This is a genomic window from Streptomyces venezuelae (assembly GCF_008642295.1).
Taxonomy (GTDB): Bacteria; Actinomycetota; Actinomycetes; order Streptomycetales; family Streptomycetaceae; genus Streptomyces; species Streptomyces venezuelae_C.
The window spans coordinates 700,316-725,903 of the sequence record NZ_CP029190.1 but is presented as its reverse complement, the minus strand read 5'-3'; the positions used below and the strand labels follow the sequence as shown (position 1 = coordinate 725,903).

The window sequence follows — 25,588 nt, the reverse complement described above, 5'->3', positions numbered from 1 at the left end:
ATGCGCGTACTCGTAACGGGAGGCGCCGGGTTCATCGGCGCGCAGGTGGCGGACGTCCTGCGGGACCAGGGGCACGAGCCGGTGGTGCTCGACGCGTTGCTGCCGGCCGCGCATCCGGTCGGGCCCGTGCTCTCCGATGCCGAGTTCCTGCGCGGTGACGTGCGGGACCCCGACGTGGTGCGGGGTGCCCTGCGGGGTGTGGATGCCGTGTGCCACCAGGCGGCCATGGTCGGGCTGGGGAAGGACTTCGCGGACGCGCCGGCCTATGTGTCGTGCAACGACCTCGGGACGGCGGTGCTGCTGGCGGGCATGGCGGAAACCGGGGTACGGACGCTGGTGCAGGCCGGGTCGATGGTGGTGTACGGGGAGGGCCGGTACGAGTGCCCCGGGCACGGCGTGGTCCGACCGGGCCCGCGTGCGGTCGAGGACCTGCGGGAGGGGCGGTTCGAGCCGCGCTGCCCGCGTTGCGGGGCCGCACTGCTGCCCGGACTGGTGACGGAGGACGCCCCGGCCGACCCCCGCAACGTCTACGCGACGACCAAGCTCGCGCAGGAGCACCTGGCGGCGGCCTGGGCCCGGACCACCGGCGGCTCGGCGGTGTCGCTGCGCTACCACAACGTGTACGGCCCGGGGATGCCCCGGGACACCCCGTACGCGGGCGTCGCCTCGTTCTTCCGCTCGGCCCTCGCCCGGGGCGAGGCGCCCCGGGTCTTCGAGGACGGGGGACAGCGACGGGACTTCGTCCACGTACGGGACGTGGCCAGGGCCAACGCGGCGGCCCTGGCAGCGCTGGCCCCGGAACGCGGTACCGGCCGGCACACCGCCTACAACGTGGGCAGCGGGGAACCGCACACCGTCGGGGAGATGGCCGAGACACTCGCGCGGGCCCACGGCGGGCCGGAGCCCGTGGTGACCGGGGAGTTCCGGCTCGGGGACGTCCGGCACATCACGGCCGACTCCGCACGGCTGCAACGGGAACTGGGCTGGCGGCCGGAGGTCGGCTTCGCCGAGGGGATGGCGGAGTTCGCCGTCACGGAACAGCGGGCGTCAACCAGGACCCCTTGACGTGTCTCCGGGCGTGCGCATGCGCCCCAGCCTCATACGGGGGGCCGCGGTCCGTCGCCGTCCGCGTTTCGTAAGGAGTCGATCGCCCCGTTTCCGGACTCGGCTCCCTACGGTGACAGGCGTGAGCGAACACCCACTGGACACGGCCGTGGACGTCGTCCTTCCCTGCCTGAACGAGGCCGAGGCGCTGCCCTGGGTCCTCGCCCGCATCCCCGCCGGCTGGCGGGCACTGGTCGTGGACAACGGCTCCACCGACGGATCCGCGGAGATCGCCCGCTCCCTCGGCGCCGTCGTCGTGACCGAGGCCCGACGCGGGTTCGGAGCCGCCTGCCACGCCGGACTCCTCGCCGCGAAGGCCGAGTTCGTCTGCTTCTGTGACTGCGACGCCTCCCTCGATCCCGGGCTGCTGACCGGCTTCGTCCGCACGATCGCCGACGGCGAGGCCGATCTGGTGCTGGGCCGGCGACGCCCCCAGGGCCGGGGCGCCTGGCCGGTGCACGCACGCGCCGGAAACCTGGCCCTGTCCCGGATGCTGCGCCGCCGTACCGGCCTGCGCCTGTACGACCTGGGGCCGCTGCGCGCAGCCCGGCGGGAGTCTCTGCTCTCCCTGGACCTGACGGACCGGCGCAGCGGGTACCCGCTCCAGATGGTCGTCCGGGCCGCGGACGCCGGCTGGCGGGTCCGCGAGGAGGACGTCCCGTACCTGCCACGGGCGGGGAAATCCAAGGTCACCGGCACCTGGCGGGGCACCTGGCAGGCCGTCCGCGACATGCGCGCCGTGCTCGCCGAGCCGCCCCGCGCCGTCCGGCCGACCTCCGCCGGGGGTGCCCGGTGACCGCCCTGCTGGTGATCGCGAAGGAGCCCGTCCCCGGCCGGGTCAAGACCCGCCTGACCCCGCCGTTCACGCGCGGCGAGGCGGCGGCGCTGGCCGAGGCGGCACTGGCGGACACCCTTGAGACGGCGGCGGCCGTCCCGGCAGGCCGGCATGTCCTGGTCCTCGACGGCTCCCCGGGACCGTGGTTGCCGCCCGGCTTCGAGGTCCGGCCACAGTGCCCCGGTGAACTGGACGCTCGCCTCGCCGCGGCCTTCGCCGACTGCGCCGGTGATGCGGCCCTGCTCATCGGCATGGACACCCCGCAGATCACGCCCGGCCTCCTCGCCCCCGCCCTCGACTTCGAGCGGCACGACGCCTGGTTCGGACCGGCGGCCGACGGCGGGTTCTGGGCTCTGGCGCTGGCCGCCCCCGATCCGGCCCTGCTGCTCGGCGTACCGATGTCGACGCCCCAGACCGGTGCAGTGCAGTACGAGCGGCTGCGCGCGGCGGGGCTGCGGGTCGGGCTGCTGCCGGTGCTCCGGGACGTGGACACGGCGGCCGACGCCCGCGAGGTGGCCGCCGTGGCACCGTGCGGCCGGTTTGCGGCCCTGCACGCCCGGCTGACCGCGTCGCCGGAGGCGGTCCGGTGACGAGACCAGGCAAGACCACCCGTCCGCCCCTGGCACCGGCGCCCTGGCGGGACGACCCGTACGCCAGGGCCCTGAGCGACGGGCAGGGCCCACTCTTCCTCCGCCGGGCGGACGGATGGCTGCTGCCGCTGGAGGTGGAACGGTGGCTCGCCGACGCGGACGCCGGCGACGAGAGCGTGCTCGCCCGGTGCCGGGGCGCCGTGCTCGACGTCGGGTGCGGTCCGGGCCGGCTGGTCGCCGCCCTGGCCGGGCGCGGACACCCGGCCCTGGGCGTGGACGTCAGTCCGGCCGCGGTGGCCCGGACCGTACGGCGCGGGGGAACGGCCCTGTGCCGGTCGGTCTTCGGACCGCTGCCCGGCGAGGGCCGCTGGACCACGGTCCTGTTCATCGACGGCAACATAGGCATCGGCGGCGACCCGACCGCCCTGCTCCTCCGGGCCGCCGAACTCCTGGGCAGCGACGGCCGGGTGATCGTGGAGGCCGCCCCGGTAGAGGTGGACGAGCGGTGCCGGGTCCGCCTCGACGACGGACGGGGCACCCTCGGGGTCCCCTTTCCCTGGGCACGGGTGGGACCGCAGGCGCTGCACCGCCATGCCGGCCGGGCGGGGTGGACGACGGTGGACAGCTGGCGGGTGTCCGGCAGGAGCTTCACCGAACTCGCGCCCTGAGCCCGGCCGCCGGGCAGGGCGGCCGACTGCGCCGCCCCGGCCCGTGATCAGTCATCCGCAGGCCGGGTACCGTCCCGGAGCTGAGGCCCGGCGCGTCGCCGTCGGGCCAGCCAAGCCGCCGTACTCGCGACCAAGGCTGTCACCGCGAGCACCAGCAGCAGGTTGCGGGCATAGGGCAGGGGAAGTGCCGATGGGTTCGGCGGTGCTCCCGGACGCAGCAGCAGCGGCAACGTGATCAGCACGAGCGACCCCGCCGTGATCAGAGCCCCGCGCACCACGGGCCGCGCCGGTACGGCCGCCACCAGCAGCCCGACGGCCAGCACCAGCGGCGCCACCAGGACGTCGTGCAGGACCAACGCCCCGCCCAGCCACACCAGTACGTCGTACGGGTCCGGCTGCGCGGCCACGTGCCACCCGCCGACCCCGATCAGCAGCAGCCCGAAGGCCCCGAGCACCCAGCGGGTCAGGGACACGGAGGCGCGGGCGTCGGCGGCCCCGTCCAAGGCCCCGTGTGTGGGCCCGGCCGCGGTGCCCCTGCCGGCCGCAGGTCCGGACGCCGGTCCGGGCGCCGGTGCGGACCGGCCCGCCGCCTCGGGCCCGGGTCCCGTATCGGCCCCCTGCTCAGCCCGCGCACCCGCTTCCGGTTCGTGTTCCGGCTCCGGCTCGCGCCCCGGCTCCGGCTCGGACGTGGACATCACAGCACCTCCAGTCGGGTGACCCACTTGGTCTGCAGCACACCCGGCCGGTTCGGCGCGATGATCCGGGCCGGGTACCCGTGGTCGGCCGACAGCACCTCGCCGTTCAGCCGCAGCGCGAGCAACGTCAGCGGGTCCTCGGCGTACTCCCGTCCCATGTGCATCACCCGATACGCGCCGGCCACCTCCAGCGACACCACCCGCAGCATGGCGCCAGGCCGCCCCCCGGCCAGCCGGATCAGGTCGCGGACCGGCACTCCCTCCCACCGGGCGTCCATGCTCCAGCCCTCCACGCATGCGATCGGCAGCCGGACCCGGCGCTGCGGCAGAGCGGCCAACTGCGGGAGCGTCAGCCGGAACGGGTTCGGACCCAGCACCTCCAGCCGCCACTCCCGTACGGCCGCCTCCGTCACCCCGGCCGCCGCCGCCGTCCGGTTCACCGGAAGCCCCTGCGGCCCGTACCCGGGATGGCGGGGAGCCAGCAGGTCCAGCGGCGCCAGCGGCGTGAACGACTGCCCCACCGTGGTGACCGTGACCACTCCCACGGCCGCGCCCACACCGAGCAACAGCGCCCGCCGGTCCCGTCCGTCGCGCTCCTCGTCCGGCAGGGCGAGCGTCCCGACGGACTTCCGGCCCCAGTGGGCGCGGATCTCGGGGGCCTTGACCGCGAGGTGCAGCAGGACCGACCCGGCCACCACCCACGCCACGGCGTAGTGCACCGGAACGAAGGAGAACGGCCACGGATACCACTCGGCGATGTTCAACAGCCCGGTCAGGACCTGGAACAGGGCGGTCGCCACCAGCACCGCCACCGACAGCCGCTCCAGCGCGTGCCGCACCGAGCGGACCGTCGGCCACACGAACAACCGCGGGTAGACCGCCCAGAGCTTGGCGAACAGCAGGACGATCGCCGCCAGTCCGGCGGCGACGTGCAGGCCCTGTGTCAGCCGGTAGCCCCAGACCGGCCGCGACGGCAGGTAGCCGGCGAGCCAGGGCGGCGGCTGCTGGAGGACGTGACTGAACAGCCCGGTCAGGAAGCAGAGCGCCAAGGCCACCCCCAGCCACCGCCCGATCGCGGTGGCCGTGCGCGGGTCGTGCAGTCGGCCGGAGAACGAAGGCGGGCGCAGGACCGGCGGCCGGAGCGGCGGGAGGTGGGGGCGCCGTCGGGCGGGGGGAGTGTCCATGCCCTCATGCAACCGCCTCGACCGGGTCGGGAGGCGTCTCCGACACCTTACGGAACACGAACGGCCTGTCGTGCCGGTCCGTCACAGGGCCGGGCCCCTGCCAGGGTGGGCCCCGTGAGCCGTCCCTGCCCCGATCCCACCGATCCGCCCCTCGAACCCCCGGCCCCCGGCCCTGCCATCCGCGAGGCCCGTCCCGGCCGCCGGGGTGGTTGCCGCACGTTCGGTTCCACCGTGGCGACCGCGGCCCTACTGACGGCGCTCACCACGGCACTGGTGCTCACCGTCCACCACGACGGCTACTTCGCCGACCCGGCCGGGCTCTCCTGGCGGTACGCGGCCTGCTGGGCGCTGTTCGGAGCGGCGGTGTGGTCGCTGCGCCGCGCCCCTGCCCGGCACGTCACCGCCCTGGTCCTCGCAGGCGGCATCGCCGTGGCCGCCGCCGGCCTGGTGGCCGCGCCCCGGACCAGCACCGACTCCTTCCGCTACGCCTGGGACGGCCGGGTACAGGGCGCCGGAATCTCCCCGTACGACCACGCCCCGGCAGACCCCGCGCTCACCGCGCTCCGGGACGACTGGCTCTTCCCACCCCGAGAGCACTGCGACCGGCCGGATCTCTCGGCACTGCCGGACGGCGGCTGCACCCGCATCAACCGCCCCCAGGTCCACACCATCTATCCGCCCGCCGGCGAGGCGTACTTCCTCATCGTCCACGGCCTCTCCCCGGACGGGGTCCGCCACGAGGCGTTCCAGGCCGGCGGCGCGGTGCTGGCCGTGGCGACCGCTCTGGTGCTGCTGCGGGTGTTGCGGCGCCGCGGCGATCCGCGCAATGTCGCCTGGTGGGCCTGGTGTCCGGCGGTGGCCGTCGAAGCGGTCAACAACGCCCACGCCGACGTGCTCGCCGTGCTGCTGTCCGTCGTCGCTCTCGCCCTGACGGTCCGCCACCGCGCTGTCGGAGGCGCGGTGCTGGGGCTGGCCACGGCAACCAAACTGCTGCCCGCCGTCCTGCTCCCCGGCGCGCTGTCCGGCGTACGGCGGCCCCGCGACTTCGCCTCCACCCTGCTGCCCGCCGCCGGCGTCCTCGTCGCCCTCTACCTGCCGTACGTCCTGCTCTCCGACTCCTCAGTCCTGGGATACCTCGGCGGCTACGCCGAAGAAGAGGGCTACCAGGACGCCGCCTCCGGCAACCGCTACGCCCTGCTGCGCCTCGTCCTGCCCGACTCCTGGGCACTGCCGGCCGTGCTCGTCGGCATGGTCGCCATCAGCCTGTACGTGATCCGCCGCGGCGACCCTGAACACCCCTGGTCCGGAGCCCTCCTCGGCACCGGAACCGCCTTCCTCCTGACCACCCCCGGCTACTCCTGGTACGCCCTGCTCCTGGTCGCGCTCGTGGCCCTCGACGGCCGCTGGGAATGGCTCGCCGTCGCCGTCGCGGGCGCCGCGGCCTACCTCACCTCGCGCGCGCTGCCCGGTGCCGGGACCGTGATGTACGGGGCCGCGTTCGTGGCCGTCCTCGTGGGCCACGCGTTCCGCACACGCCGCGCCCACCCAGGCCCCGGCGCCCTCGCCGCCCCGGTTGACTGACCGGCGAGCAGGCCCGGCATGCTTAGCTGATGATCGATCAGTCGACACGTCAACTCCCGGACTCCGCAGGTCGGATGATCGTCTGCGGCGATGACGGCCTGGCCCGGAGGCTGGCAGCGGAACTCCGGGACGTCTACCGCGAACCGGTGACCCTGGTGGTCCCCGAGGCCCGTGAGCCGCAGCCCGCCGTGGGGCGGCGTCCGGGACGCGTCCCCGGTCTGCTCGCCAGGGTCCCGGTGGCGGGGACGCGACGGGCCCGGACCACGGAGCAGGGGCCCGTCCGGGACCTGCGCGTCGTCGAAACCGCGGAGCCCGACGAAGCCGTGCTGGCGGCTGCGGGAGCAGCGCATGCCGCAGCCCTGGCGCTGGTCTACGAGGACGACGAGACGAACGTGCGGGCCGCACTCGTGGCCAGACGGCTGAACCCCCGGCTCCGCCTGGTCATCCGGCTCTACAACCGCCGCCTCGGCCAGCACCTGGAAGAGCTGCTGGACCAGGCGGCCATTGTCGCCGAGCCCGGAATCGACCTGCGGGGGCTGGACGCCTCGACCACCGTCCTCTCGGACGCGGACACCGCCGCGCCCGCCCTGGCAGCTTCGGCGATCGCCGGAACCAGCAAGGTGGTTCAGGCCGACGGCCTCCTCCTGCGAGCCGTGGAACGGACCCCACCCGGGCGCGGCGAGGTCGCCGACCCCGGTCTGTGCACACTGGCCCTGCTGTCGGCGACCACCCGGGACCCGGCCGGGGCCGAGGGATCCGACGCCAGCGGCGACAACGGCCCACAACTCCTGCCCGACGACCGGGCCGTGGCCGCCGCCACCGGACGCGGCATCGTCGCGTTGGAAGCCGTGTCGCACACGGGGCCGGTCCAGGCGGGGGCCGGGACTCGCCTCGCGGCGGCCACGTTCCCGGTCGGCTCGCTCTTCTCGCGCAGGCTCCGCTGGGCACTGGTCGGCATCGGCGCGGCCGTGGCCGCCCTTGCGGTGGCGGCCTGGCTGACCACGGGCGACCACCCGATCCACGCCGCCTATATGACCCTGCTGGACATCTTCGCCATCAACGACCCGGCCGTCGAGGAGTCCACCGAACGCAAGACGCTCCAGATCCTGGCGGGCACCATGGGTCTGCTCCTGCTTCCCGTGCTCGTCGCGGCGGCCCTGGAAGGGCTCGGGGACTTCAGGACGGCAACAGCCCTGCGCCGCCCGCCGCGCGGGCTCTCCGGCCACGTGGTGCTCCTGGGCCTGGGCAAGATCGGCACCCGGGTGCTGGGCCGCCTCCGGGAGCTGGACATCCCGGTGGTGTGCGTGGAGTCCGACCCCGAGGCGCGGGGTCTGGCCCTCGCCCGCCGGCTGCGGGTACCCGTCGTCCTCGGCGACGTCACGGAGGAGGGAGTCCTGGAATCGGCACGTGTCCACCGTGCGCACTCCCTGCTCGCCCTCACCAGCAGCGATACCACCAACCTGGAGACGGCCCTGTACGCCAGGGCGGTGCGGCCGGACCTCCGCGTCGTCATGCGCCTGTACGAGGACGACTTCGCCACCGCCGTGTACCGCACCCTGCGCGCCGCCCACCCCGCCGCCCTGACCCGCAGTCGCAGCGTCACGCACCTGGCGGCTCCGGCGTTCGCCGGGGCGATGATGGGCCGCCAGGTGCTCGGAGCCGTACCCGTGGAGCGCCGGGTGCTGCTCTTCGCCGCCCTCGAGGTCGCCGGCCATCCGCAACTGGAGGGCCGGACCATCGCGGAGTCCTTCCGGCCCGGGGCCTGGCGGGTGGTCGCCCTGGACACGGCCGCTCCGGAGGACCGGCGCCCCGACCTGGCATCCACCCCGGACGAGTCTCCCGCGGCCACGGCCGGGCTCGTGTGGGACCTCCACCCCGGGTACGTCCTCAAGGCCCAGGACCGGGTCGTCCTCGCCGCCACTCGCCGGGGCTTGGCGGAACTGCTCGGCCGTCATGGCACTCGTGCCCCGGGCGAGCGCACGTGAGACAGCCCGACCTGCGCGGCCGTCCCCGCTCAGGGCATGGCAGGCTGACCCTCGGCCGGTGACGGGTGTGATGGGGGCGGGGCGAAGGTTGAGCGACGAGCAGCGGACGGCGGACGAGTACCTGGCGGGCAGCGCCGGCATCCTGCGCGAGGTCTGCGCCACCGGGCGCCGCTTCACCCGCACCGAACTGGAAGCCCGCCGCGATGCGGGTGAGCGGGCCGCCGAGGCCGGCATCGGGCTGCGTGCTCTGGTGCGGGCCCATCTGACCGTTGCCCGGGAGATCCAGCCGGAGCTGGCGGTGCGGGAGCTGCCCTACCTCCTGGGTGCGCTGGAGCAGGCGGTGGATGCCTTTGCGGAGGGGTACGAGAGGGCTCAGCGGCAGGCGGTGCGACAGCAGGAAGCGGCACGGCGGGAGTTTATCGACGACCTGCTGTACGGGGGCAGCGATCTGGGGCGGCTCGCGGAGCGGGCCGAGCGGTTCGGGCTGCGGCTGTCCCAGGCCCACGCGGTGGCGGTGGCCCAGGGCCCGGAACCGTACGGCGACGGCTACAGCATGGTGCGGGGCATAGAGACGGCCGTGCTGGCCCGGTTCGGCAACCGCAACATCCTGCTGACCACCAAGGACGGCCGGCTGATCTGCGTGGCCCCCGGTGACCGGCCGGAGGTCCTCGCCTATTTTGCCAAGCAGGCGTACGCGGCCACCGACGGGGGACTGGTCGCGATCGGCAGGCCCCATCCCGGTGCCGGTGGAGTGGTGCACTCCTACGAGGAAGCCCTCAACGCGCTCGACCTGGCCCGGCGCATGGACCTGGAGGGTCCGGTCCTGCACGCGGCGGACCTGCTCGTCTACCCGGTGCTCGGGCGGGACCGGCAGGCCATGGCCGATCTGGTCGACACCGTTCTCGGTCCGTTGGAGCAGGCCCGGGGCGGCGCCAGGCCGCTGATCGACACCCTCCACGCCTACTTCGACACCGGCTGCGTGGCCACCGACGCGGCCCGCCTGCTGTCCTTGAGCGTCCGCGCCTTCACCTACCGCCTGGAGCGCATCCACAAGCTCACCGGAGCCGACCCCGGCGACCCGCGCCACCGCTACACCCTGCAGACGGCCGTCATCGGTGCCCGGCTGCTGGACTGGCCGGAAGGGCCGAGGCCGGCCTACTCCGACCGGAGTTTCGATACGGCGTAGGTGACGAGGGCAGCGGCGAGCAGCGCCCAGACGAGCCCCTCCGCCCCGGCCTGCAGCCAGCCGAGCACCCCGAGCGGGCAGGCCGCCGCCGCACCGGTGCCCAGCGCACGGGGATCCCGCAGGAACGCCCATTCCGCGCTTGCGCTGCCCGGGCGCCGCAGTTCCCTCACAGCCGTCCTGATGATCCAGACTGCGATGATGATGGCCGCGGTGAGCAGGGCCGGACCCATGGTCGCTCCGATCAGCGTTCTGCGGCGGTGGCTTCGCGCTGGTAGATGTCGGGGATTCCGTCCGCGTCGGCGTCGACGTTCTCTTCCTCGTAGAGGCGCTTGTACACCTTGTTGCGGCGCAGCAGGAGGAGGGCGGCGAGGCCGGCGGCGGTGACGGAGGCGATGAGCACGGCGGCCTTGATCTGTTCGGTGAGGGCCTGGCCGGGGAAGGCCAGTTCGCCGATCAGCAGAGCGACGGTGAAGCCGATGCCCGCGAGGACGGAGAGGCCGAAGACGTCGGCCCAGTCGAGGTCGGGGTTGAGCCGGGCGCGGGTGAACCGGGCCGCCAGGTAGGTGCCGCCGAACACGCCGAGGATCTTGCCGACGACGAGGCCGATCACGACGCCGAGGGGCTCGGGCCGGGTGAACACCTCCGCCAGGGCGGCACTGGAGAGGGTGACGCCGGCAGCGAACAGGGCGAAGAGGGGCACGGCCACACCGGCAGAGAACGGGTGGACAAGGTGGGAGACGCGGGCGCCGGGGGAGGCCGTCTCGCCCTTGTCGAGGGTGGTGCGCAGGATGAGGCCCATGGCGACGCCGGCGACGGTGGCGTGGACGCCGCTGTTGTACATCAGGGCCCAGATGGTGATGCCGAGCGGGACGTACCACCACCAGCCGCGGACGCGGAGGCGCTGGAGGGCGTAGAAGAGGACCAGGCCGGCGAAGGCACCGCCGAGCGCGAGGAAGTTCAGATCGCTGGTGAAGAAGATCGCGATGATGAGGATGGCGCCGAGGTCGTCGACCACGGCCAGGGTGAGGAGGAAGGCCCGCAGGGCGGCGGGGAGGTGCGTGGAGATGACGGCGAGGACGGCGAGGGCGAAGGCGATGTCGGTGGCCATGGGCACGGCCCAGCCGTCCAGGCTTCCGCCGCCGAGGCCCGCGGTCAGCGCGTAGAGGGCGGCGGGGACGGCCATGCCGCACACCGCGGCGATGACGGGAAGGGCGGCCGTGGCCGGGGTGCGGAGCTCGCCCACCACGAGTTCCCGCTTGAGTTCGATGCCCGCGACGAGGAAGAAGACGGCGAGAAGCCCGTCCGCGGTCCAGTGGCCGACGGAGAGGTCGAGGCCGAGGGCGGGTATGCCGAAGTGGAAGTCGCGTATCTGCTGGTAGACGTCGCCGAGGGGGCTGTTGGCCCAGATGAGTGCGACGACGGCGGCGGCGAGGAGGACCAGGCCGCCGATGGTTTCGGTGCGCAGGGCGTCGGCGATGGCACGGCGCTCGGGCCAGGGCAGGACGCCGAGGAAGGAGTGCTGGGGCGGCGGGGTAGCGGTCATGGCGGGGATACCTCCGGGGCGTCGGCAGCATTCGGGCACACAGCCCCAAGGACGCCGACCAGACTTCCCGGCACACCCCGCGTCCGCTCCTTGGTGTGATGAGCGCATTGACGCGTTCTTTACACCCTATCGGGAGGTCCGGGATGCCGCCAGAGAGTCTTTGACGTGCGGTGATGGTGTTCGGGACAGGGGAGAGGGCCCGTACCCACCCAAGGCGCGAGGGTGGGCACGGGCCCTCTCTGAGGAGCCGGGCCGCGGGGGCGGTCAGACGGTGGTCTTCACCGGCTCCTGGTCTTCGTCCTCGTCGGCTTCGGTGTCCTGGCCGGCGTCGCGGCGGCGGACGAAGTCGAGGAAGTTGTTCAGCTCGCGCTTGACGACGGGGGCGAGCAGGTACAGGCCGATGATGTTGATGACGGCGAGCATGAAGAGCACCGCGTCGGCCATGTCGATCAGCGTCTGCAGGGTGAGCAGCGATCCGGCCACGGCGACGAGGGTGTACATGACCTTGAAGGTGATCTCGCTGGCCTTGCTGCGGCCGAACAGGTGGGTCCAGGCCTTCATGCAGTAGTAGCCCCAGGTCAGCACCGTGGAGATGGCGAACAGCATGACCGCGATGGTCAGGATGTAGGGGAACCAGGGCAGGACGGTGGCGAAGGCGTCGGAGGTGATGGTGACGCCGCCGATGGACTCACCGCCGTTGCGGAGCTCGACGTAGCTGGCCGGGTTGGCGATGACGATGGTCAGCGCGGTCATGGTGCAGATGATGACCGTGTCGATGAACGGCTCCAGCAGGGCGACCAGGCCCTCGCTGGCGGGGTGCTTGGTCTTGACCGCGGAGTGCGCGATCGGGGCGGAGCCGAGGCCGGCCTCGTTGGAGAAGGCGGCCCGCTTGAAGCCGATGATCAGAGCGCCGAGGACACCGCCGGCGACGCCCTGCGGGTTGAACGCGCCCTCGATGATCGTGGAGATCGCGGACGGGACGGCGGAGACGTTCACCAGGATCACGACCAGGCAGGCCACGATGTAGATGCCGGCCATCGCGGGAACCAGCTTGCTGGTGACCGAGGCGATCGAGCGGATGCCGCCGAGCAGGACGATGCCGACGAGCGCGGCGACGAGGATGCCGAAGAACAGGGCGCCGGCGGAGCCGCCGATGACGCCGTCCTCGCCGCCGGTGACGGAGACCAGCTGGGCGTAGGACTGGTTGACCTGGAAGAGGTTGCCGCCGAAGAGGCCGAAGAACAGCACGAAGGCGGAGGCGAGGACGGCCAGGACCTTGCCGAGGGTCTTGCCGCGGGCACCGAAGCGCTCGGCGAGGCCCTTGGGCAGGTAGTGCATCGGGCCGCCGGAGACGGACCCGTCGGCGTGCACCTCGCGGTACTTCACGCCGAGGGTCACCTCGACGAACTTCGTCGCCATGCCCAGCAGACCGCAGAGGATCATCCAGAACGTGGCACCGGGGCCACCGATGGAGACGGCGACGGCCACACCGGCGATGTTGCCGAGTCCGACGGTGCCGGAGACGGCGGCGGTCAGCGCCTGGAAGTGGTTGACCTCACCGGCCGACCCCTTCTCGTCGTACTTGCCGCGGACCACTTTCAGCGCGAGCGGGAATTTGCGTATCTGGATCAGGCCGAACCCGGCGGAGAAGACCAGACCCGCGATCACCAGCCAGGCGACGATCAGCGGGAGCTCGGTGCCGTTGACCGGCACCGAGTAGAAGACGACATCACCGAGCCATTTCGCGATGGGCTCGAAGAATCCGCTGACGGCCTCGTCGACGGAGTCGGTGAAGGAGTCGAGTGACATGTGGCAAAACCTCGATGGCGCAGACCGGCCTCGTGCGGAGGGCCGGTGTGAGAAGGCGGGCTGTGAGCGAACGCCGTTGTCCGATCGGCGACCCGTGGCGCCACCGGTCCGCGGACACGGACGGGTGTGAAAGCGCCTTGGTCGTGCAGGTGAAGCAAGCACTGCAGGTGGTGCCGCGGCCTGGTGACGGCCGCCACTCCGGACTTCCGGCGAGGGGTGGGCCGAAGCGGAGTTGCGTATTCCTAGCACGCTCTTTACGCCGTCTTTAGTGACCAGGTTCACAGTGGCTGGATTTATGCGGTGTTTGCCCAGGTCTGGTGATGCGATCGTTATCCGGATCTGAGGTTCTCCTGAGCGAACAGCTGGCCGAGCGGACTCACATCGGCTCGCCCCGGATGGCGCTTTCAACGGCGGCGAGCCGGTCGGCGAGGAGGCCGAGGGCGGCCACGGCCCGGTCCAGCGGGTCCCCGTCGGGGCCGCCGACCGTCCGTGCGCGGACGTACGAGGCGGTGATCTCCGACCAGCGGGCGGCCTGCCGGGGGGTGAGGCTGCCGCGCAGGGCGGCGAGCTTGAGGAGATTGGCCTCGGCGCCGGTGGTGAGGGTCTGGGCCTCGGCGGTGTAGTGGTCCTGGATGGCGGCGGCCAGCTCGTCGTCGTTCATGGCGGGCGAGAGCCGGGCGGCGATCCGGTTCATGGACCGGTAGGAGCCCTGGAGCAGGAACGGCGGCTCGGTACGGCTGTCCTCGCTCTGTGCGGCCGAGGCGATGTAGGCGGCGTTGACGGCGAGGACGGTGGTGCGCGCGGCCACGAGCCGGCGCAGTACGGCGAGCACCTCTTCGAGTTCGGCCGGGGCATAGGGGTGGGTCAGCCGGTCGGTGCGGGCCGTGGGGTCGCCTTCGGCGAGCCGGACGAGGAGTTCGAGGTCGGCGCGGTCGCGTCCGGCGAGGGGGGCGAGGACCGGGTTCGAGGTGAGTGCGTTCTCGACGAAGCTGAACGCGAAGGCGTCCTCCTTGCCGGTCAGGACGTCCCCGAGGTTCCATACGTCGGCCCGGTTGGCGAGCATGTCGGGCACCTGGAAGCGCTGCCCGGACTCGGTGTACGGGTTGCCGGCCATGCAGACGGCGAACCGCTTTCCGCGCAGGTCGCGCCCGTTCAAGGTGCGGGTGGTATCGCACAGCGGGATGAACCTCTGCAGCAGCTCGGGGGAGGTGTGCTGGATGTCGTCGAGGTGGAGGAGGACGTTGTTCCCGGCCTCCAGGGCGAAAGCGATCTTCTCCAGTTCGCGGCGAGCAGCCTCGTCCGGAGCGGCGGCCGGGTCGAGCGAGGTGGTGGCCGGGCCGAGGGCGGGGCCGTCGACCTTGACCAGGAGCAGTCCGAGCCGCTGGGCGACGTACTCCATGAGGGTGGTCTTGCCGTAGCCCGGAGGGGAGAGGAGCAGCAGCAGGCCATGGGAATCGGTGCGCTTGGCGCCGCCGGCGGCTCCCAGCTGCTTGGCGAGGCTGTCGCCGACGAGGGGGAGGTAGACCTCGTCGATCAGGCGGTTGCGGACGAAGGAGGACATGACGCGCGGCCGGTGCGCGTCGAGCCGTAGCCGGACGTGTTCGGCTGCGACCAGAGCGGCGCGCTGTCGCTGGTACGAGCGGAAGCCCGGCACGTCCACGGCGGCGAACTCCGAGGTGCGGGCCAGGAACTCGTCCAGGCGCAGGGCGAGGGCGCCCTCGTGCAGACGCGGGTGGGTTCCGAGCAGGCCTGTGACGGTGGCCGTCGTGTCGCCCTCGACGGCGTAGCGGGTCAGGGAGGGGCACAGCTCCACGGCGGTCGCCTCGGCGATGTCGCCCTCGTCGACGGGGTGGTCGGCCGCTGCCGCGTAGGCGCCGAGCCAGCCCTCCACGAGCTGGCGACGTTCGGCCAGGCCGGGGAGGGCGGCGAGGTCCTCGGCATAGGGAGCGGTGCCGGGCGTGCCGACGCCCTTGCGGAACGCGTCGAGCAGCGTACGGGCGGCGGCCGAGACCGCGAATCCCTTCGGCCCTGACGTCAGCTCTTCGAGGAGGTACGCGGCTGCCGGCTCGGGGTGGGCGGGTCCGGGCGAGAAAGCCTCGATGGCGTGGGAGAGTTCAGCGCGGAGGGCGTCGAGAGCCGGAACGGTTCCGAAGAGGGAGCGGGCTCGCCCCAGGGATGCCGCGCGGCGGTGGAGCGACCCGCGTTCGTCTTCGGTCAGGCCGTGGACCCAGAACAGAACAGCGGCGGCCCGGTCCCGGGCCGAGTGGGACACCACGTCGGCACCCTCGTGCAGCCGGAGGAGGACGCGCAGGATCGCGGTGGCGTCGTGGTCGTGGACGCCACGCTCATAGCCCTCGTCGTACGCAGCCTCGGCGGCCCGCCGGACCAGGACGTCGAGTGCGTCGCCTGCCTGGGTGAGGACCGCGGTGCCGTGCTCGGCCAGCAGCCGGGCCGCCAGGTACTCGGCCCGGTACACCTCGGCCGACTCACTGGGCACTGTGCGGTCCCAGTACGCGCGGGTGGCCGCGAACGAGGGATCGGTGACCGGGCGCCGGTAGTCGGTGCCGGTCAGCGCGAGCGCCATGCCGTCCTGGCCCGGCACCAGGGTGAGTTCGGTGGGGTGCCGGGTGACGGCGAAGAGGTGCCGGCCCAGGCGGATCGTGTCCCCGCCGTCCGTGAACAGGTCCGTGCGGTCGCGCAGCGCGCGGCCGGCTTCCTGGCGGGCCGCCGCCAGCCGGCCCGTCAGCTCCTCCGCGCGCACGGTGTCGCCGAGATCCCGCAGCCGGTCGATGTTGCGGCGCAGGCCGGCCACCAAGGGGTCCGAGGCGAAGTAGGTGTTGACCTTGTCCTCGTCGGTGAGGGCGGAGGCCCGGCGAACCACGGACTCCAGCGCGCGGTGGGCGGACCCGGCGAGGCTCTCGGCGCGCCGGGTCCGGGCGTCCTGGAGGCTCTGGCGACGGGCTGCGAAGGCGTCGTGCAACTCGGCGCGCTTCTCGGAGACCTGGGCGAGGAAGTCCTCGTGCTCGGCGAAGCGGGTTTCCAGGTTCTCCAGCCGGAGCAGCAGGCCGGAGAGCCGGCCGTCGCAGTCCTCAGGCGTGTCGGCAGCGGCCAGGGCGCTGGTGACGGTCTGGCCCAGCAGGGCGAACTCGGCCGCGAACTCGGCACTGTCCTCCTGGCGGAGAAGATGCTGCCGGCGGGTGTCGAGCGTGGCGCGGGCCCGGTTCAGGCCCGCCGTCGCCTCGGCGATGCGTTCCAGGAGGGAGATACGGACGGTCGCGTCACCGACCTCCAGGCCGGACACGACCTCGGTGAGCTGCTGGAGGCCGGCGGTGTGCCCGTCCAACTGCCCGCGCAGCGGCTCGGCCTCGGCGACCGTGGTGATCGCCCCGGCCTCGTTGACGAGCCGCTCGGCTTCGGTGCCGTACCCGGCGAAGGCGTCCTCGCGCCGGAGGTGGGCGACGGCCCGGTGTGCGGTGGAGTCAAGGGCGGCGGCCACCTCCCCGGCCAGGGTGTCGATGCCGGCGGTGTCGGCGTACCGCATCTCCTTGAGGGTCACCAAGTGACCCTGTGCCTTGCGCAGTTCGGTGATGCGGGCGATCCACTCGTCGGCTCCGGCCGGTGATTCGCCGCGGATCCGCCGGATGAGGCCGGTGGCGGTCCGATGGGCTTCGGCCAATGCGTCGGCGGCCTGCGCGATCAGGATCCGGACGGTTTCGAACTCCTCCAGGATCTGCGCCGTGGTCGTCCGCACGGCCTCCAGCAGACCGGCAAGGTCCCGCCTGCCGGTCTCGGTGTCCGCGGCCTCTCCGAGCCAGGGAAAACGGTCGGCGGTACGGACGCAGGCGGCGAGCAGCGTCTCGTACCGGGCGGCGGCGGTGCCGGTGGACGCGGTCCGGGTGTCGGTGGCCTGCCGGGCGATGGCCAGGGTGTCGGCGACCGCTCGGACCAGCTCGGCGTTCCCGATGCGGCCGAGCGGACCGTCCACCGCGGTGACGGGGAGGGCGTCGGAGGTGAAGGGGGTGCGCCAGACCTGCACCGGGTGGGCCCGGCCCGGCCGGTCGGTGTCCGGGCGCAGGGCGACCAGGGTGCCGTCGTCGAACCGGGCGTGGCCGTGGCAGGGGAGCGGCGCAGAGATCTCCTTGCGGATCGTGTTGTAGGGGAGGAGCAGGCTACGGCCGCCGGCGCGGGGCCGGAAGACGAACAGCAGGTCCTCGCCGGTCGGGGAGGGCACGGAGTGGTCGAACTCCAGGTCGGAGGTGTCCGTGTCAAAGGTCTTGACCGTGCCGGAGGAGAGGCAGTAGCCGCCGGGGAAGACGATGCCCTCGTCGTCCGGGAGCCGGCGGCAGGACCGTCCGATGCCGTCCAGCCGGACCACCGTGCCGGTGACCGAGTGGTGGACGAGGTGACGCCGGGTCTGCTCCTTGTACGGCAGGACGCGGAGCAGGATCAGCGGTCCGACGACGGCGTACGAGATCTCCGCGTCCGCGAGGGACTGGAGGGGCTCGTCCACCGGTTCGCGGTGCAGGACCTCGTCCGTCCCGGTGTCGTTCGCGGCCTTGAGGATGAGCGCGCCACCGATGGTGGAGACCAGGATTCGTCCGTCGACGGAGACATGGGGGTGCCCGCTCAGGACGTGGTCGTCCCGAGTGGTCTCCTGCCAGCGGATGTCATCGGGGGAAGGGACGGTGTGGTCGCGTTCGCCCCGGGCATCCAGGAAGCGGGCCGTGCCGGCGGGCGTGAGCGACCAGCGCAGGACACGGATGTCCTCCGCCAGGTCGCCGACCTGGAACACGGCGAGCAGTGTGCCGCCCAGCTGCCGCAGCCGCTGTAGCCGGGCGGCGTGGTAGTAGCGGTGGAGGGTTTCGAACTCCCGCCGGAAGGCCGGGTCGTCCAGGAGGCCGGGCGCGGCCTCCTCGGGGAGCCGGTTCAGGTCGCGGTCGTACAGGGCGAGGACATCCCCGACGGCCTTCTCGCCCCGCTGATCGCCGGACCCGTGGTAGCCGAGGAGCAGTAGGTTCCCGACGCCCACCAGGTCCACGGGGATCCGGTTCTCGGCCGTCGGAAGGTGCCCGGAGCCGGTCAGCTTCAGTTCCGACGAGCCGAACGCGGCGATCCGGGCCTCGTTGAGCGCCTCGGCGCCCTGGGCGAGCTCTGCGGCCTGGGCCAGGAGCCGGTCGCTCAGCATGCCGTACGTCCCGGTGTCGCTACCCGTCGTCATCCGTTCTGCTCCCTCGCGTACAAGATCGTGATGTGGCCGGGAGGCCGCCACCCCCTGCTCGGCGGCTTCCCGGCCGGTGACCGCACCCCCGTGGCGGTCAGCTCTTGGCGGCGCCGTTCACGGCCGACGCCGTGGCCTTGCCGGTGAGTTCACCGACCGGCAGGTCGGCCAGTCCGAGGTCCTTCGCCCTTGCCATGAGCTCGTCCAGCTGCCCCGAACCCGCCGGCATGAGCTTCATGAGGAGGGCGGAGACGGTCAGGTTGCGCACGTCAGCGGTGGACACGGCGCCCAGGGCGCGGGTGAGGTCCTCGGTGAATGAGCCGCTGCCGTCCAGCCAGTCGCCGGTCAGGGCCTGCGCCGTCCGCGAGTTGTCCATGAACCCGTCGACGGCACGGCCCATCGACATCGCTCCGACGATGCGGTCGAAGAAGGCGGACTCCCCGCCGACGATGCTGATGTCGGCGCTCTCCAGGCCGGTGGCGAGCACCGTGGCCTGGGCCTCGGCCACCTGTCGCTGGGCGTCGAGCCCGGCGAGCCGGACCTCCTTCTCGGCCTCCAGCCGAAGCCGGTACTCCTCGTGGGTCCGCGAGGCCTCGTCCAGCGCGGCCATCGCCGCCGCCTTCTCGGTCAGACCGGCCGCCTCCGCCTTCAGCTTCTCGCCGATCGCCACGGCCTCGGCCATGGCCATCTCGCGGGCGCCCTCCGCTTCCGCCTTCAGCCGGGCCGTCGTGGCTCCGGCCTCGGCCCGCCCGGTCTTCTCGATGACGTCCGCCTCCTTCTCCCGTACGGCGACGGCGGCCAGTCCCTCGGCCGCAGCCTCCGCCTGGACGCCCTCGGCGAGGCGGATCTTGGCGCGGGCGTCGAGGTCGGCGGCCTTGTTGCGGGCCTCTGCGAGGGTGAGTTCCTCCGCTGCCCGGTGCACCGCCGCCTGCTCGGCGGCCTCCGCCGCCTTGATGTCCTTGACCAGCTTCTCTTGCGCCTCAGCCTCCGCGGCGATGACGACCGCCTGCCGGGTGCGCTCGGCCTCCTCCACCGCGCGCAGCCGCTTGATGGACTCCTCCTGCTCGGCGACCGTCCGGTCCACCGCCACCCGCTCGCGCACGACCTCGGCGATTTCCCGCCTCTCGGTCTCCACCTCCTTGTCGGCCGCGATCCGGGTGAGCTCGGTCTCCCGCTCCCGCGCGATGACCTCCAGCAGGCGGTCCTTCTCGATCCGCTCGTTCTCGATCGCGATGACCCGCTCGCGGTTCTTGGCGGCGACCGCCACCTCGCGGGCCTGGTTCTCCCGCTGGACGCCGAGGTGTTCCTCCGTCTTGAGGAACGCGGTCTGGGCGCGCAGCCGCTCCTCCTCCACCACCCGGGCGGTCTCCGCCTCCTCGCGGGCCCGGGTCGTCTCGATCTCGCGCCGCTGCTTGATCTCGGCGTCGGCCTGCCGCCGCTCCAGCTCCAGGATGGCCTCGCGGGCGTCGACGTTCTGCCGGGTGATCTCCTTCTGTTCGTGCTGCCGGTACTCGTTGGTGCGGACGTTCTCGATGGCGGTCAGCTCGGTGATCTTGCGGATGCCCTGGGCGTCGAGGATGTTGCCGGCGTCGAGCTGGGCCAGCGGGGTCTGCTCCAGGTAGTCGATGGCCGCGTCCTCCAGGCTGTAGCCGTTGAGGTCGATGCCGATGATCTCGATGATCTTGAAGCGGAGTTCGTCACGCTTGGTGTAGAGGTCGGTGAACTCCATCTGCTTGCCGACGGTCTTGAGCGCCTCGGAGAACTTGGCGTTGAACAGTTCCTGGAGGGTGGCCTTGTCGCTGGCCCGAGCGGTGCCGATGGCCTGGGCGACCCTGATGACGTCCTCGGCGGTCTTGTTCACCCGGACGAAGAACGAGATCCGGATGTCCGCGCGGATGTTGTCCTTGCAGATCAGGCCGTCGCGGCCGGTACGGGAGATCTCGATGGCCTTCACCGAGATGTCCATGACCTCGGCCTTGTGCAGGACGGGCAGCACCACCTGGCCGGTGAAGGTGACGTCCACCTTCCGCATCTTCGACACGATCAGGGCCTTGCCCTGCTCCACCTTGCGGAACAACCGCGTCAGGACGATCACCACGACGAGTGCGACGACCAGAAGACTGAGGACGAGCAGACCGAAGCCCGTCGTGATGGCATCCACGAGGGATCCCCCCTTGAAAGTGAGTGCAGGTGCGGCGCGGGCCCCGTCCGGCATGGCCCCCGCCCTTCGCCGTGCGATTCCGACGCTCGGCAGGCAGAGCCTTGCGGCGCCTTGATGTCTCCATCCTGCCCGGCGAGTTGAAACTCGGTCATTGCCGACGACCGGCAGTCTTTACGCCTCTTTAACGCGGCAGGGCGTGACCGCCTAAATGTTAGGGACTAACACCTCTTGGGAAATGACGTAGGTGGGAGGTGGCCATGCGCTCCGAGACGGTCGTCGTGGTCGGCGCCGGACCCACCGGTCTGGCGACGGCGTGTGCTCTGCGCGCCGCGGGGAGGGATGTCCGGGTCCTCGACCGGGCGACCGGGCCGGCGGATACGTCGCGTGCCCTGGGGCTCCAGCCGCGGGGTGCCGAGGTGCTCGCCCGGCTGGGCGCCCTCGGTGACATCCCCGCGAGGTCCGTTCGGATCGGCCAGGTGGCGACCCATGTCGACGGCAGGCTCCTGGCCCGGCTTCCGGTGGGTCGGCCCACGAAGCGGGTGACGAGGCCCGGCCTGCTCGTCTCCCAGGCCGAAGTCGAGGCATGTCTGCGGTCCCGCCTGTCGGGACTCGGAGTGGAGGTCGAGTGGCAGTGCGAGGCCGTTGACCTGCGCCAGGAGGCGGACGAAATCCTGCTGAGGTGCGGGGATGGCGAGGTGCGGGCCGGGTGGCTGGTGGGGTGCGACGGGGCGCACAGCCGGGTCCGCAAGGCCGCGGGAATCGCCTTCCCCGGTGTCCCACTCGTTGAACGCTTCCTCCTCGCCGACGTAACCGCCCGCCTGTCACTGCCCCGGGACACCGTCGCGGTCTGGCTGCGCGGTGACACCATGCTCGGAGCGTTCCCCCTGCCAGGGGAGGACGTCTGGCGGCTGATGGCCCCGGCGCCGGCGGATGCGGAGGACACCCTGCCCCTTCGGCCGGCAGACCTGCTCGCGGATCTGCTCACTGCGGAGGCGGGCATGCCGGCCGGACTCGTCGACGCAGTCCACTGGGAATCGGTGTTCCGGATCCACCGGCGCCTGGCCGCGTCCTACCGCAAGGGCCGCGTCTTCCTCGCCGGAGACGCGGCGCACATCCACAGTCCGTTCGGTGGGCAGGGCATGAACACCGGCCTGGGCGACGCCGAAAACCTGGCCTGGAAGCTCGCCCTGGTCGCGGCCGGCCGCGCGAGCGCCGGGCTGCTCGACACCTATGAGGCGGAACGCCGGCCCGTCGCCCGGGAGGTGCTGTCCTCCACCAGTGCCATGACGGGCCTCGTCCTCGGCGGCACCTGGTGGGCCCGCCTCCTGCGCGACCGTGTCTTCGTCCCCCTGCTGAACCAGCCCGTGGTCCAGCGCCGGATCTGGGTGAAATCCTCCCAGCTGGCCCTCACCTACCGTCGAGGGCCGCTCGGCGCCGGCCGACGCCTGCCCTCGGCCGGCCCCCGGGCCGGCGACCGTATCCCGGACCGCACGTGCACGCGCGCGGACGGCACCGCGACACGCCTCCACGACGAACTGGGCGGGTGCTGGGCGCTGCTCACCCTCGGGGGCGGCACACCGGAACCGGACTGGGACGCGGTCGCCCGCCGCCACCTCGGTGCGGGCCGCTTCTCCCGGCTCTTCGCTCCGGACGGTCCGCAGCACACCTTCCTCGTACGCCCCGACGGACACCTGGCCTGGCGCGGCACCTCACCGGCGGCCATGGGCAGGGCGCTGTCGCGGATACTCGTGGACGGCGCGCTGCGTTGAGCGCGAAGAAGAAGCAGGAGAAGCGGTAGAGGCAGAGGCAGCAGGTCCCATGAGCACACCACCGACACCGGCTCCCGGACTGCGCGAGCGCAAGAAGGCCCTGACCCGCCGGACGATCCAGGAACACGCCCTGCGCCTCTTCCTCGCCCAGGGCTACCAGAACACCACCGTCGAGGAGATCGCCGCTGCGGCCGGCGTCTCCCACATGACCTTCTTCCGCCACTTCCCCACCAAGGAATCCGTGGTCGAGTCCGACGACTACGACCCGCTCATCGCCCGGCTGATCCGGGAACGCCCGCCCCACGAGTCCGACCTCACCGCCCTCCGTGAAGCCCTCCTCCAAGGACTGGGCGAGGTGTACGCAGTGGGGAGGGAAGCCCTGCTCGCCCGTACGCGGCTCATCCTCGAAACCCCCGCCCTTCGGGCCCGCACCTGGGACAACCAGTACGCGACACAGCGGCTGTTCGCGGAGGCTCTGCAAGCCCGCGCGCCCGGCCAGAGCGAACTCTCCCGGCGCGTCATCGCCGCTGCCGCCCTCGCGGCGGTGACCACGGCCCTGGCCACCTGGGTCGAAAGCGACGGCGCACGCGAACTGCCCGACCTGGTCGAAGAGGCGTTCGGGGCGCTGTGCCCGTCCCGCGCCTGAGCGTGACGAGCTGATCTCCACCAGGGCTTGCTTGAACTGGCCTGCAGCCTGATTGCCTGCGCCGCCTGCGAACCTCGTCCTGAAGCGATCAGCCGACTACGCTGAACCACCCCGGCCGCACCTCGGTCAGAAGCGGTTGCAGCGACCGAACTGCGTCCCGCAGGTCCTCATCCGTGACGTCAAGAGGCTTCGGCAGGCTCAGCCCATACGAACGCAGCCGCCAGAGGTCGAAGACCTTCCTCCCGTCGGCTGCGAAGTCCACATCGACCTCCGTGCCGTTGTCGCTGATGAAGCGGCACCCTGCCCCATGAACCGTGTAGGAGTAGGCGCCGACGTGCCCACTCCGGCTGATGATCCGGCGCGAACGGACCAGGCCGAGGACATCTGCCAGTCGCTCAAGCGAGGGGATCGCCGTGCTCATGGCCTCGTCAATCGCGTTCAGAGCGTGGACGTAACCAAGCACGAGGTCCCGTGCAGTCCATACCCGTTCCATACGGCGTCACCCCCTGAGCCTGTGGCTCAAGGGATTGTGCCACGGGCCGCCGGCGTCTCCGCAGGAGGACAGCATTCTGAAGCGACGGTCAGTCCGCACTCGGCGGCGAAGCTCTGCTGCCGCTCAGACGGTCAGCTCGCGCAGGGCGCCCGGCAGGGGGATGTCCAGGCGCGTGTAGTGCTCGGTCGCGATGATCGACTCCCGTGCTTGTGCCGGGAGACGGGCGAGGATCCCCGGCAGGGGCCGTTCCCGGGCTGCCTGGCTGTGGTGGGAGAGGATCGCCGCCCACTTCTGCTCGAGATGGCCGTGTACGTCGACCGTCGCCGTGATGTGCTCGTCCGGGACGGACAGAACCTTCTTCCCGACCCGCGTCAACAGCTCGCCCAGCTCGCCCGCCCCCGAGTGCGGGTGCGTGGCCGCGAAGAGGGCGGCGGGCTGCCATGGCGCTCCGGTGTCCGGGTAGAGGTGTTCCAGGCCTGCGGAGTGGAACGCGAGGACGGTGACCTGATGGGTGCGGACGTGATCGGGGTGCCCGGTCAGCTGGCCGTACGCGTCGTGGGTGATGACGATCTGTGGCCGAACAGTGCGGATGTGTCCGACGAGGAGTTCCACCACCTCGTCGACCGGGGCGTCGCACAGCCTGGGCCGGCCCGGGGCAGAGTCGGGGATGCGGGCGTCGGCGTAGCCGAGCATCCGTGGTTCCCCGGCGCCCAGGATCGTGAGGGCGTCGGCGAGCTCGGCGGCCCGGTGGCTGCCCGGCGCCCAGGTCGCGGTGACGACGGCCGTGTTGGCGCCTGAGGCGGCGTGCTGTGCGAGCACGCCGCCGGCCAGGAGCGATTCGTCGTCCGGGTGGGCGAACACTCCCAGGAGGGACGGCCGGGCCGGTACTGGTGGTGGAGCCATGTGCGTGGTGCCTTCCTTTGCAGAGCGGGCGGACGGACGTCCTCGGGCTAGGCATGCCCAGGGCTGTACGGCTGGAAGCGGGCGGGCGGATGGTCGAGTGGGAGGCGGTGGTCCCATGCGGTCAGGCACTGGGCGCTCGGTACGAACAGCGGCTGGGGCAGCGCACTGCGGGGCCAGAACCGCCAGGACCCGATGGCCTCCTCGCGCTGCTGCGGGACGCCGGACCAGCGGCGGACCAGGACGGGTACCGTCAACCGGACTACGTCGCCCACCCGGTCCAGCAGCGTGCCCAGCTCCAGCGCGTCGCCCGGCTCGGCCACCAGGCCCGCCTCCTCGTAGAGTTCGCGGACCGCGGCCTCGGCGAAGGTCTCGCCGGGCTCCACGGTCCCGCCGGGCAACTCCCAGGTTCCGCGTCGGTGTTGACCGAGCAGGACACCATCGGCGCCGGGCACGATCACGCCGACCCCGATTGCGCAGTTCGGCGCCGGCGGTGTGCCGGTGCGGGGACGGCTGGGCACGCGCTCCGGGCGGCGGGCCGCATACAGCCGGTAGGAGACCGAGTTCCCCGGTTGCGGGGAGTCGATGGCGGTGACCGACTCCAGGATGAAGCCGTGCTCGCCGAGGAGGTCCTCCCACAGGGTCGGCGTGAGGACCCACATGTGCACGGGGTGCTCTTCGTTCGTACCGGGCAGCCGCAGGACCTCCGACCGTGCGGTCACCTCGGTGGCGGGGCCATCGCCATGGGAGTTGGTGTGCAGCGCGGAGAAGAGGAGGCGCCCGCCCGGCCGGATGCCGTTGGCCAGCGCGGGCAGGAGCCGGCGCGGGTCCGTGAACGGTACTCCGCTGACCGAGTAGACCAGGTCGTACGGGTCGGCGGTGTGCAGGTGGGCCACAGCGTCGGCGCACTCCAGGCGCAGCCCCGGGGTGTCCGGGTAGCGGGCGGCGGCGCGCTGGTGCTGGGTGGGGGAGGAGTCCACGGCGCTGACCTGCGCGCCGAGGGCGGCCATTCGGGCGGCGTGCCGCCCCAGCCCGCTGCCGAGGTCGAGCACGCGCAGCCCCTTCACGTCGCCGAACAATTCGGTGCCGGGGCCGGCCGCGGGGATGTCCCAGTCCCAGCGGTCCAGCTCGGGCAGCTCGATCCCTCGGGCGATCTGGTGGGCTCCGTACGTCGTCCAAACGCCCTGATTGTGTGTCTCCATGTCCGTCAAGGGGGGGCTC

Annotated in this window: 19 protein-coding genes; 9 read left to right on the top strand and 10 right to left on the bottom strand. The window is 72.4% G+C overall.

Annotated elements, in window-relative coordinates; translation table 11 throughout:
* The 4 genes from DEJ50_RS03305 to DEJ50_RS03290 all read left to right on the top strand — a co-directional run bounded on the left by DEJ50_RS03305 (position 1) and on the right by DEJ50_RS03290 (position 3,197).
* On the top strand, positions 1-1,065 hold the full coding sequence (locus tag DEJ50_RS03305; protein ID WP_150205897.1) for an NAD-dependent epimerase/dehydratase family protein: 1,065 nt from the start codon (positions 1-3) through the stop codon (positions 1,063-1,065).
* Between the two features lie 112 nt (positions 1,066-1,177).
* Positions 1,178-1,900 carry a glycosyltransferase family 2 protein gene (locus DEJ50_RS03300; protein WP_223837564.1) on the top strand — a complete coding sequence of 241 codons (723 nt, stop codon included), beginning with the start codon at positions 1,178-1,180 and terminating at the stop codon, positions 1,898-1,900.
* Positions 1,897-2,529, top strand: a complete 633-nt coding sequence (locus tag DEJ50_RS03295) for a DUF2064 domain-containing protein (protein WP_150205895.1) — start codon at positions 1,897-1,899, stop codon at positions 2,527-2,529. The genes DEJ50_RS03300 and DEJ50_RS03295 overlap by 4 nt, the downstream gene beginning before the upstream one ends.
* Positions 2,526-3,197, top strand: coding sequence for a class I SAM-dependent methyltransferase (locus tag DEJ50_RS03290; protein ID WP_223837563.1), 672 nt, complete (start codon positions 2,526-2,528; stop codon positions 3,195-3,197). The genes DEJ50_RS03295 and DEJ50_RS03290 overlap by 4 nt, the downstream gene beginning before the upstream one ends.
* Positions 3,198-3,244: 47 nt before the next feature.
* On the opposite strand, the gene DEJ50_RS03285 is transcribed toward DEJ50_RS03290, so the two are convergent.
* Positions 3,245-3,700 (bottom strand): hypothetical protein, encoded by a 456-nt coding sequence (locus DEJ50_RS03285; RefSeq protein WP_223837562.1) that lies wholly within the window; start codon positions 3,698-3,700, stop codon positions 3,245-3,247.
* Positions 3,701-3,891: 191 nt separating this feature from the next.
* Positions 3,892-5,076: a molybdopterin-dependent oxidoreductase gene (locus DEJ50_RS03280; RefSeq protein WP_150205893.1), complete on the bottom strand. Its 1,185-nt coding sequence runs from the start codon at positions 5,074-5,076 to the stop codon at positions 3,892-3,894.
* A 231-nt stretch (positions 5,077-5,307) separates the two neighbouring features.
* Here DEJ50_RS03280 and DEJ50_RS03275 point away from each other — a divergent pair, with 231 nt between their 5' ends.
* The 3 genes from DEJ50_RS03275 (at position 5,308) to DEJ50_RS03265 (ending at position 9,828) form a co-directional block, all read left to right on the top strand.
* Entirely contained in the window at positions 5,308-6,657 is a 1,350-nt protein-coding gene (locus tag DEJ50_RS03275) for a glycosyltransferase family 87 protein (protein ID WP_223837561.1), read from the top strand.
* Between the two features lie 29 nt (positions 6,658-6,686).
* Positions 6,687-8,642 (top strand): potassium channel family protein, encoded by a 1,956-nt coding sequence (locus DEJ50_RS03270; RefSeq protein WP_223837560.1) that lies wholly within the window; start codon positions 6,687-6,689, stop codon positions 8,640-8,642.
* Between the two features lie 70 nt (positions 8,643-8,712).
* Positions 8,713-9,828, top strand: a complete 1,116-nt coding sequence (locus tag DEJ50_RS03265) for a PucR family transcriptional regulator (protein WP_150211857.1) — start codon at positions 8,713-8,715, stop codon at positions 9,826-9,828.
* Here DEJ50_RS03265 and DEJ50_RS03260 read toward each other — a convergent pair.
* The 5 genes from DEJ50_RS03260 to DEJ50_RS03240 form a co-directional block, all read right to left on the bottom strand.
* Positions 9,798-10,058, bottom strand: coding sequence for a hypothetical protein (locus DEJ50_RS03260; protein ID WP_150205891.1), 261 nt, complete (start codon positions 10,056-10,058; stop codon positions 9,798-9,800). The two genes, DEJ50_RS03265 and DEJ50_RS03260, sit on opposite strands and share 31 nt — an antisense overlap.
* Positions 10,059-10,069: 11 nt before the next feature.
* Positions 10,070-11,371: a Na+/H+ antiporter NhaA gene (gene nhaA / locus DEJ50_RS03255; RefSeq protein ID WP_150205890.1), complete on the bottom strand. Its 1,302-nt coding sequence runs from the start codon at positions 11,369-11,371 to the stop codon at positions 10,070-10,072.
* Positions 11,372-11,635: 264 nt separating this feature from the next.
* On the bottom strand, positions 11,636-13,180 hold the full coding sequence (locus tag DEJ50_RS03250) for an alanine/glycine:cation symporter family protein (protein ID WP_150205889.1): 1,545 nt from the start codon (positions 13,178-13,180) through the stop codon (positions 11,636-11,638).
* Between the two features lie 376 nt (positions 13,181-13,556).
* Positions 13,557-18,398 carry a DNA repair ATPase gene (locus tag DEJ50_RS03245; RefSeq protein ID WP_150205888.1) on the bottom strand — a complete coding sequence of 1,614 codons (4,842 nt, stop codon included), beginning with the start codon at positions 18,396-18,398 and terminating at the stop codon, positions 13,557-13,559.
* Positions 18,399-18,495: 97 nt separating this feature from the next.
* A complete protein-coding gene (locus DEJ50_RS03240; RefSeq protein ID WP_150205887.1) occupies positions 18,496-20,559 on the bottom strand; it encodes a flotillin family protein in 2,064 nt (687 codons plus the stop codon).
* 257 nt (positions 20,560-20,816) lie between these two features.
* Between DEJ50_RS03240 and DEJ50_RS03235 the strand changes: the two genes are divergently transcribed.
* Complete coding sequence (locus DEJ50_RS03235; RefSeq protein WP_150205886.1) at positions 20,817-22,328, top strand: FAD-dependent monooxygenase; 1,512 nt, start codon at positions 20,817-20,819, stop codon at positions 22,326-22,328.
* A gap of 49 nt (positions 22,329-22,377) precedes the next feature.
* Positions 22,378-22,974 (top strand): TetR/AcrR family transcriptional regulator, encoded by a 597-nt coding sequence (locus DEJ50_RS03230; RefSeq protein ID WP_150205885.1) that lies wholly within the window; start codon positions 22,378-22,380, stop codon positions 22,972-22,974.
* A gap of 88 nt (positions 22,975-23,062) precedes the next feature.
* Here DEJ50_RS03230 and DEJ50_RS03225 read toward each other — a convergent pair whose 3' ends face one another.
* The 3 genes from DEJ50_RS03225 to DEJ50_RS35380 form a co-directional block, all read right to left on the bottom strand.
* Entirely contained in the window at positions 23,063-23,467 is a 405-nt protein-coding gene (locus DEJ50_RS03225; protein WP_150205884.1) for a DUF6896 domain-containing protein, read from the bottom strand.
* A 123-nt stretch (positions 23,468-23,590) separates the two neighbouring features.
* A complete protein-coding gene (locus DEJ50_RS03220; protein ID WP_150205883.1) occupies positions 23,591-24,370 on the bottom strand; it encodes a PIG-L deacetylase family protein in 780 nt (259 codons plus the stop codon).
* Positions 24,371-24,417: 47 nt separating this feature from the next.
* Positions 24,418-25,569: a bifunctional class I SAM-dependent methyltransferase/NUDIX hydrolase gene (locus tag DEJ50_RS35380; RefSeq protein ID WP_150211856.1), complete on the bottom strand. Its 1,152-nt coding sequence runs from the start codon at positions 25,567-25,569 to the stop codon at positions 24,418-24,420.
* Between the last annotated feature and the right edge of the window lie 19 nt (positions 25,570-25,588).

Bases quoted from the DNA above. Each gene is read 5' to 3' on its own strand.
- DEJ50_RS03250 (WP_150205889.1), bottom strand. From the start codon at position 13,180: ATGTCACTCGACTCCTTCACCGACTCCGTCGACGAGGCCGTCAGCGGA.
- nhaA (WP_150205890.1), bottom strand. From the start codon at position 11,371: ATGACCGCTACCCCGCCGCCCCAGCACTCCTTCCTCGGCGTCCTGCCC.
- DEJ50_RS03235 (WP_150205886.1), top strand. From the start codon at position 20,817: ATGCGCTCCGAGACGGTCGTCGTGGTCGGCGCCGGACCCACCGGTCTG.
- DEJ50_RS03225 (WP_150205884.1), bottom strand. From the start codon at position 23,467: ATGGAACGGGTATGGACTGCACGGGACCTCGTGCTTGGTTACGTCCAC.
- DEJ50_RS03260 (WP_150205891.1), bottom strand. From the start codon at position 10,058: ATGGGTCCGGCCCTGCTCACCGCGGCCATCATCATCGCAGTCTGGATC.
- DEJ50_RS03270 (WP_223837560.1), top strand. From the start codon at position 6,687: ATGATCGATCAGTCGACACGTCAACTCCCGGACTCCGCAGGTCGGATG.
- DEJ50_RS03230 (WP_150205885.1), top strand. From the start codon at position 22,378: ATGAGCACACCACCGACACCGGCTCCCGGACTGCGCGAGCGCAAGAAG.
- DEJ50_RS03305 (WP_150205897.1), top strand. From the start codon at position 1: ATGCGCGTACTCGTAACGGGAGGCGCCGGGTTCATCGGCGCGCAGGTG.
- DEJ50_RS03265 (WP_150211857.1), top strand. From the start codon at position 8,713: ATGGGGGCGGGGCGAAGGTTGAGCGACGAGCAGCGGACGGCGGACGAG.
- DEJ50_RS03245 (WP_150205888.1), bottom strand. From the start codon at position 18,398: ATGACGACGGGTAGCGACACCGGGACGTACGGCATGCTGAGCGACCGG.
- DEJ50_RS03280 (WP_150205893.1), bottom strand. From the start codon at position 5,076: ATGGACACTCCCCCCGCCCGACGGCGCCCCCACCTCCCGCCGCTCCGG.
- DEJ50_RS35380 (WP_150211856.1), bottom strand. From the start codon at position 25,569: ATGGAGACACACAATCAGGGCGTTTGGACGACGTACGGAGCCCACCAG.
- DEJ50_RS03220 (WP_150205883.1), bottom strand. From the start codon at position 24,370: ATGGCTCCACCACCAGTACCGGCCCGGCCGTCCCTCCTGGGAGTGTTC.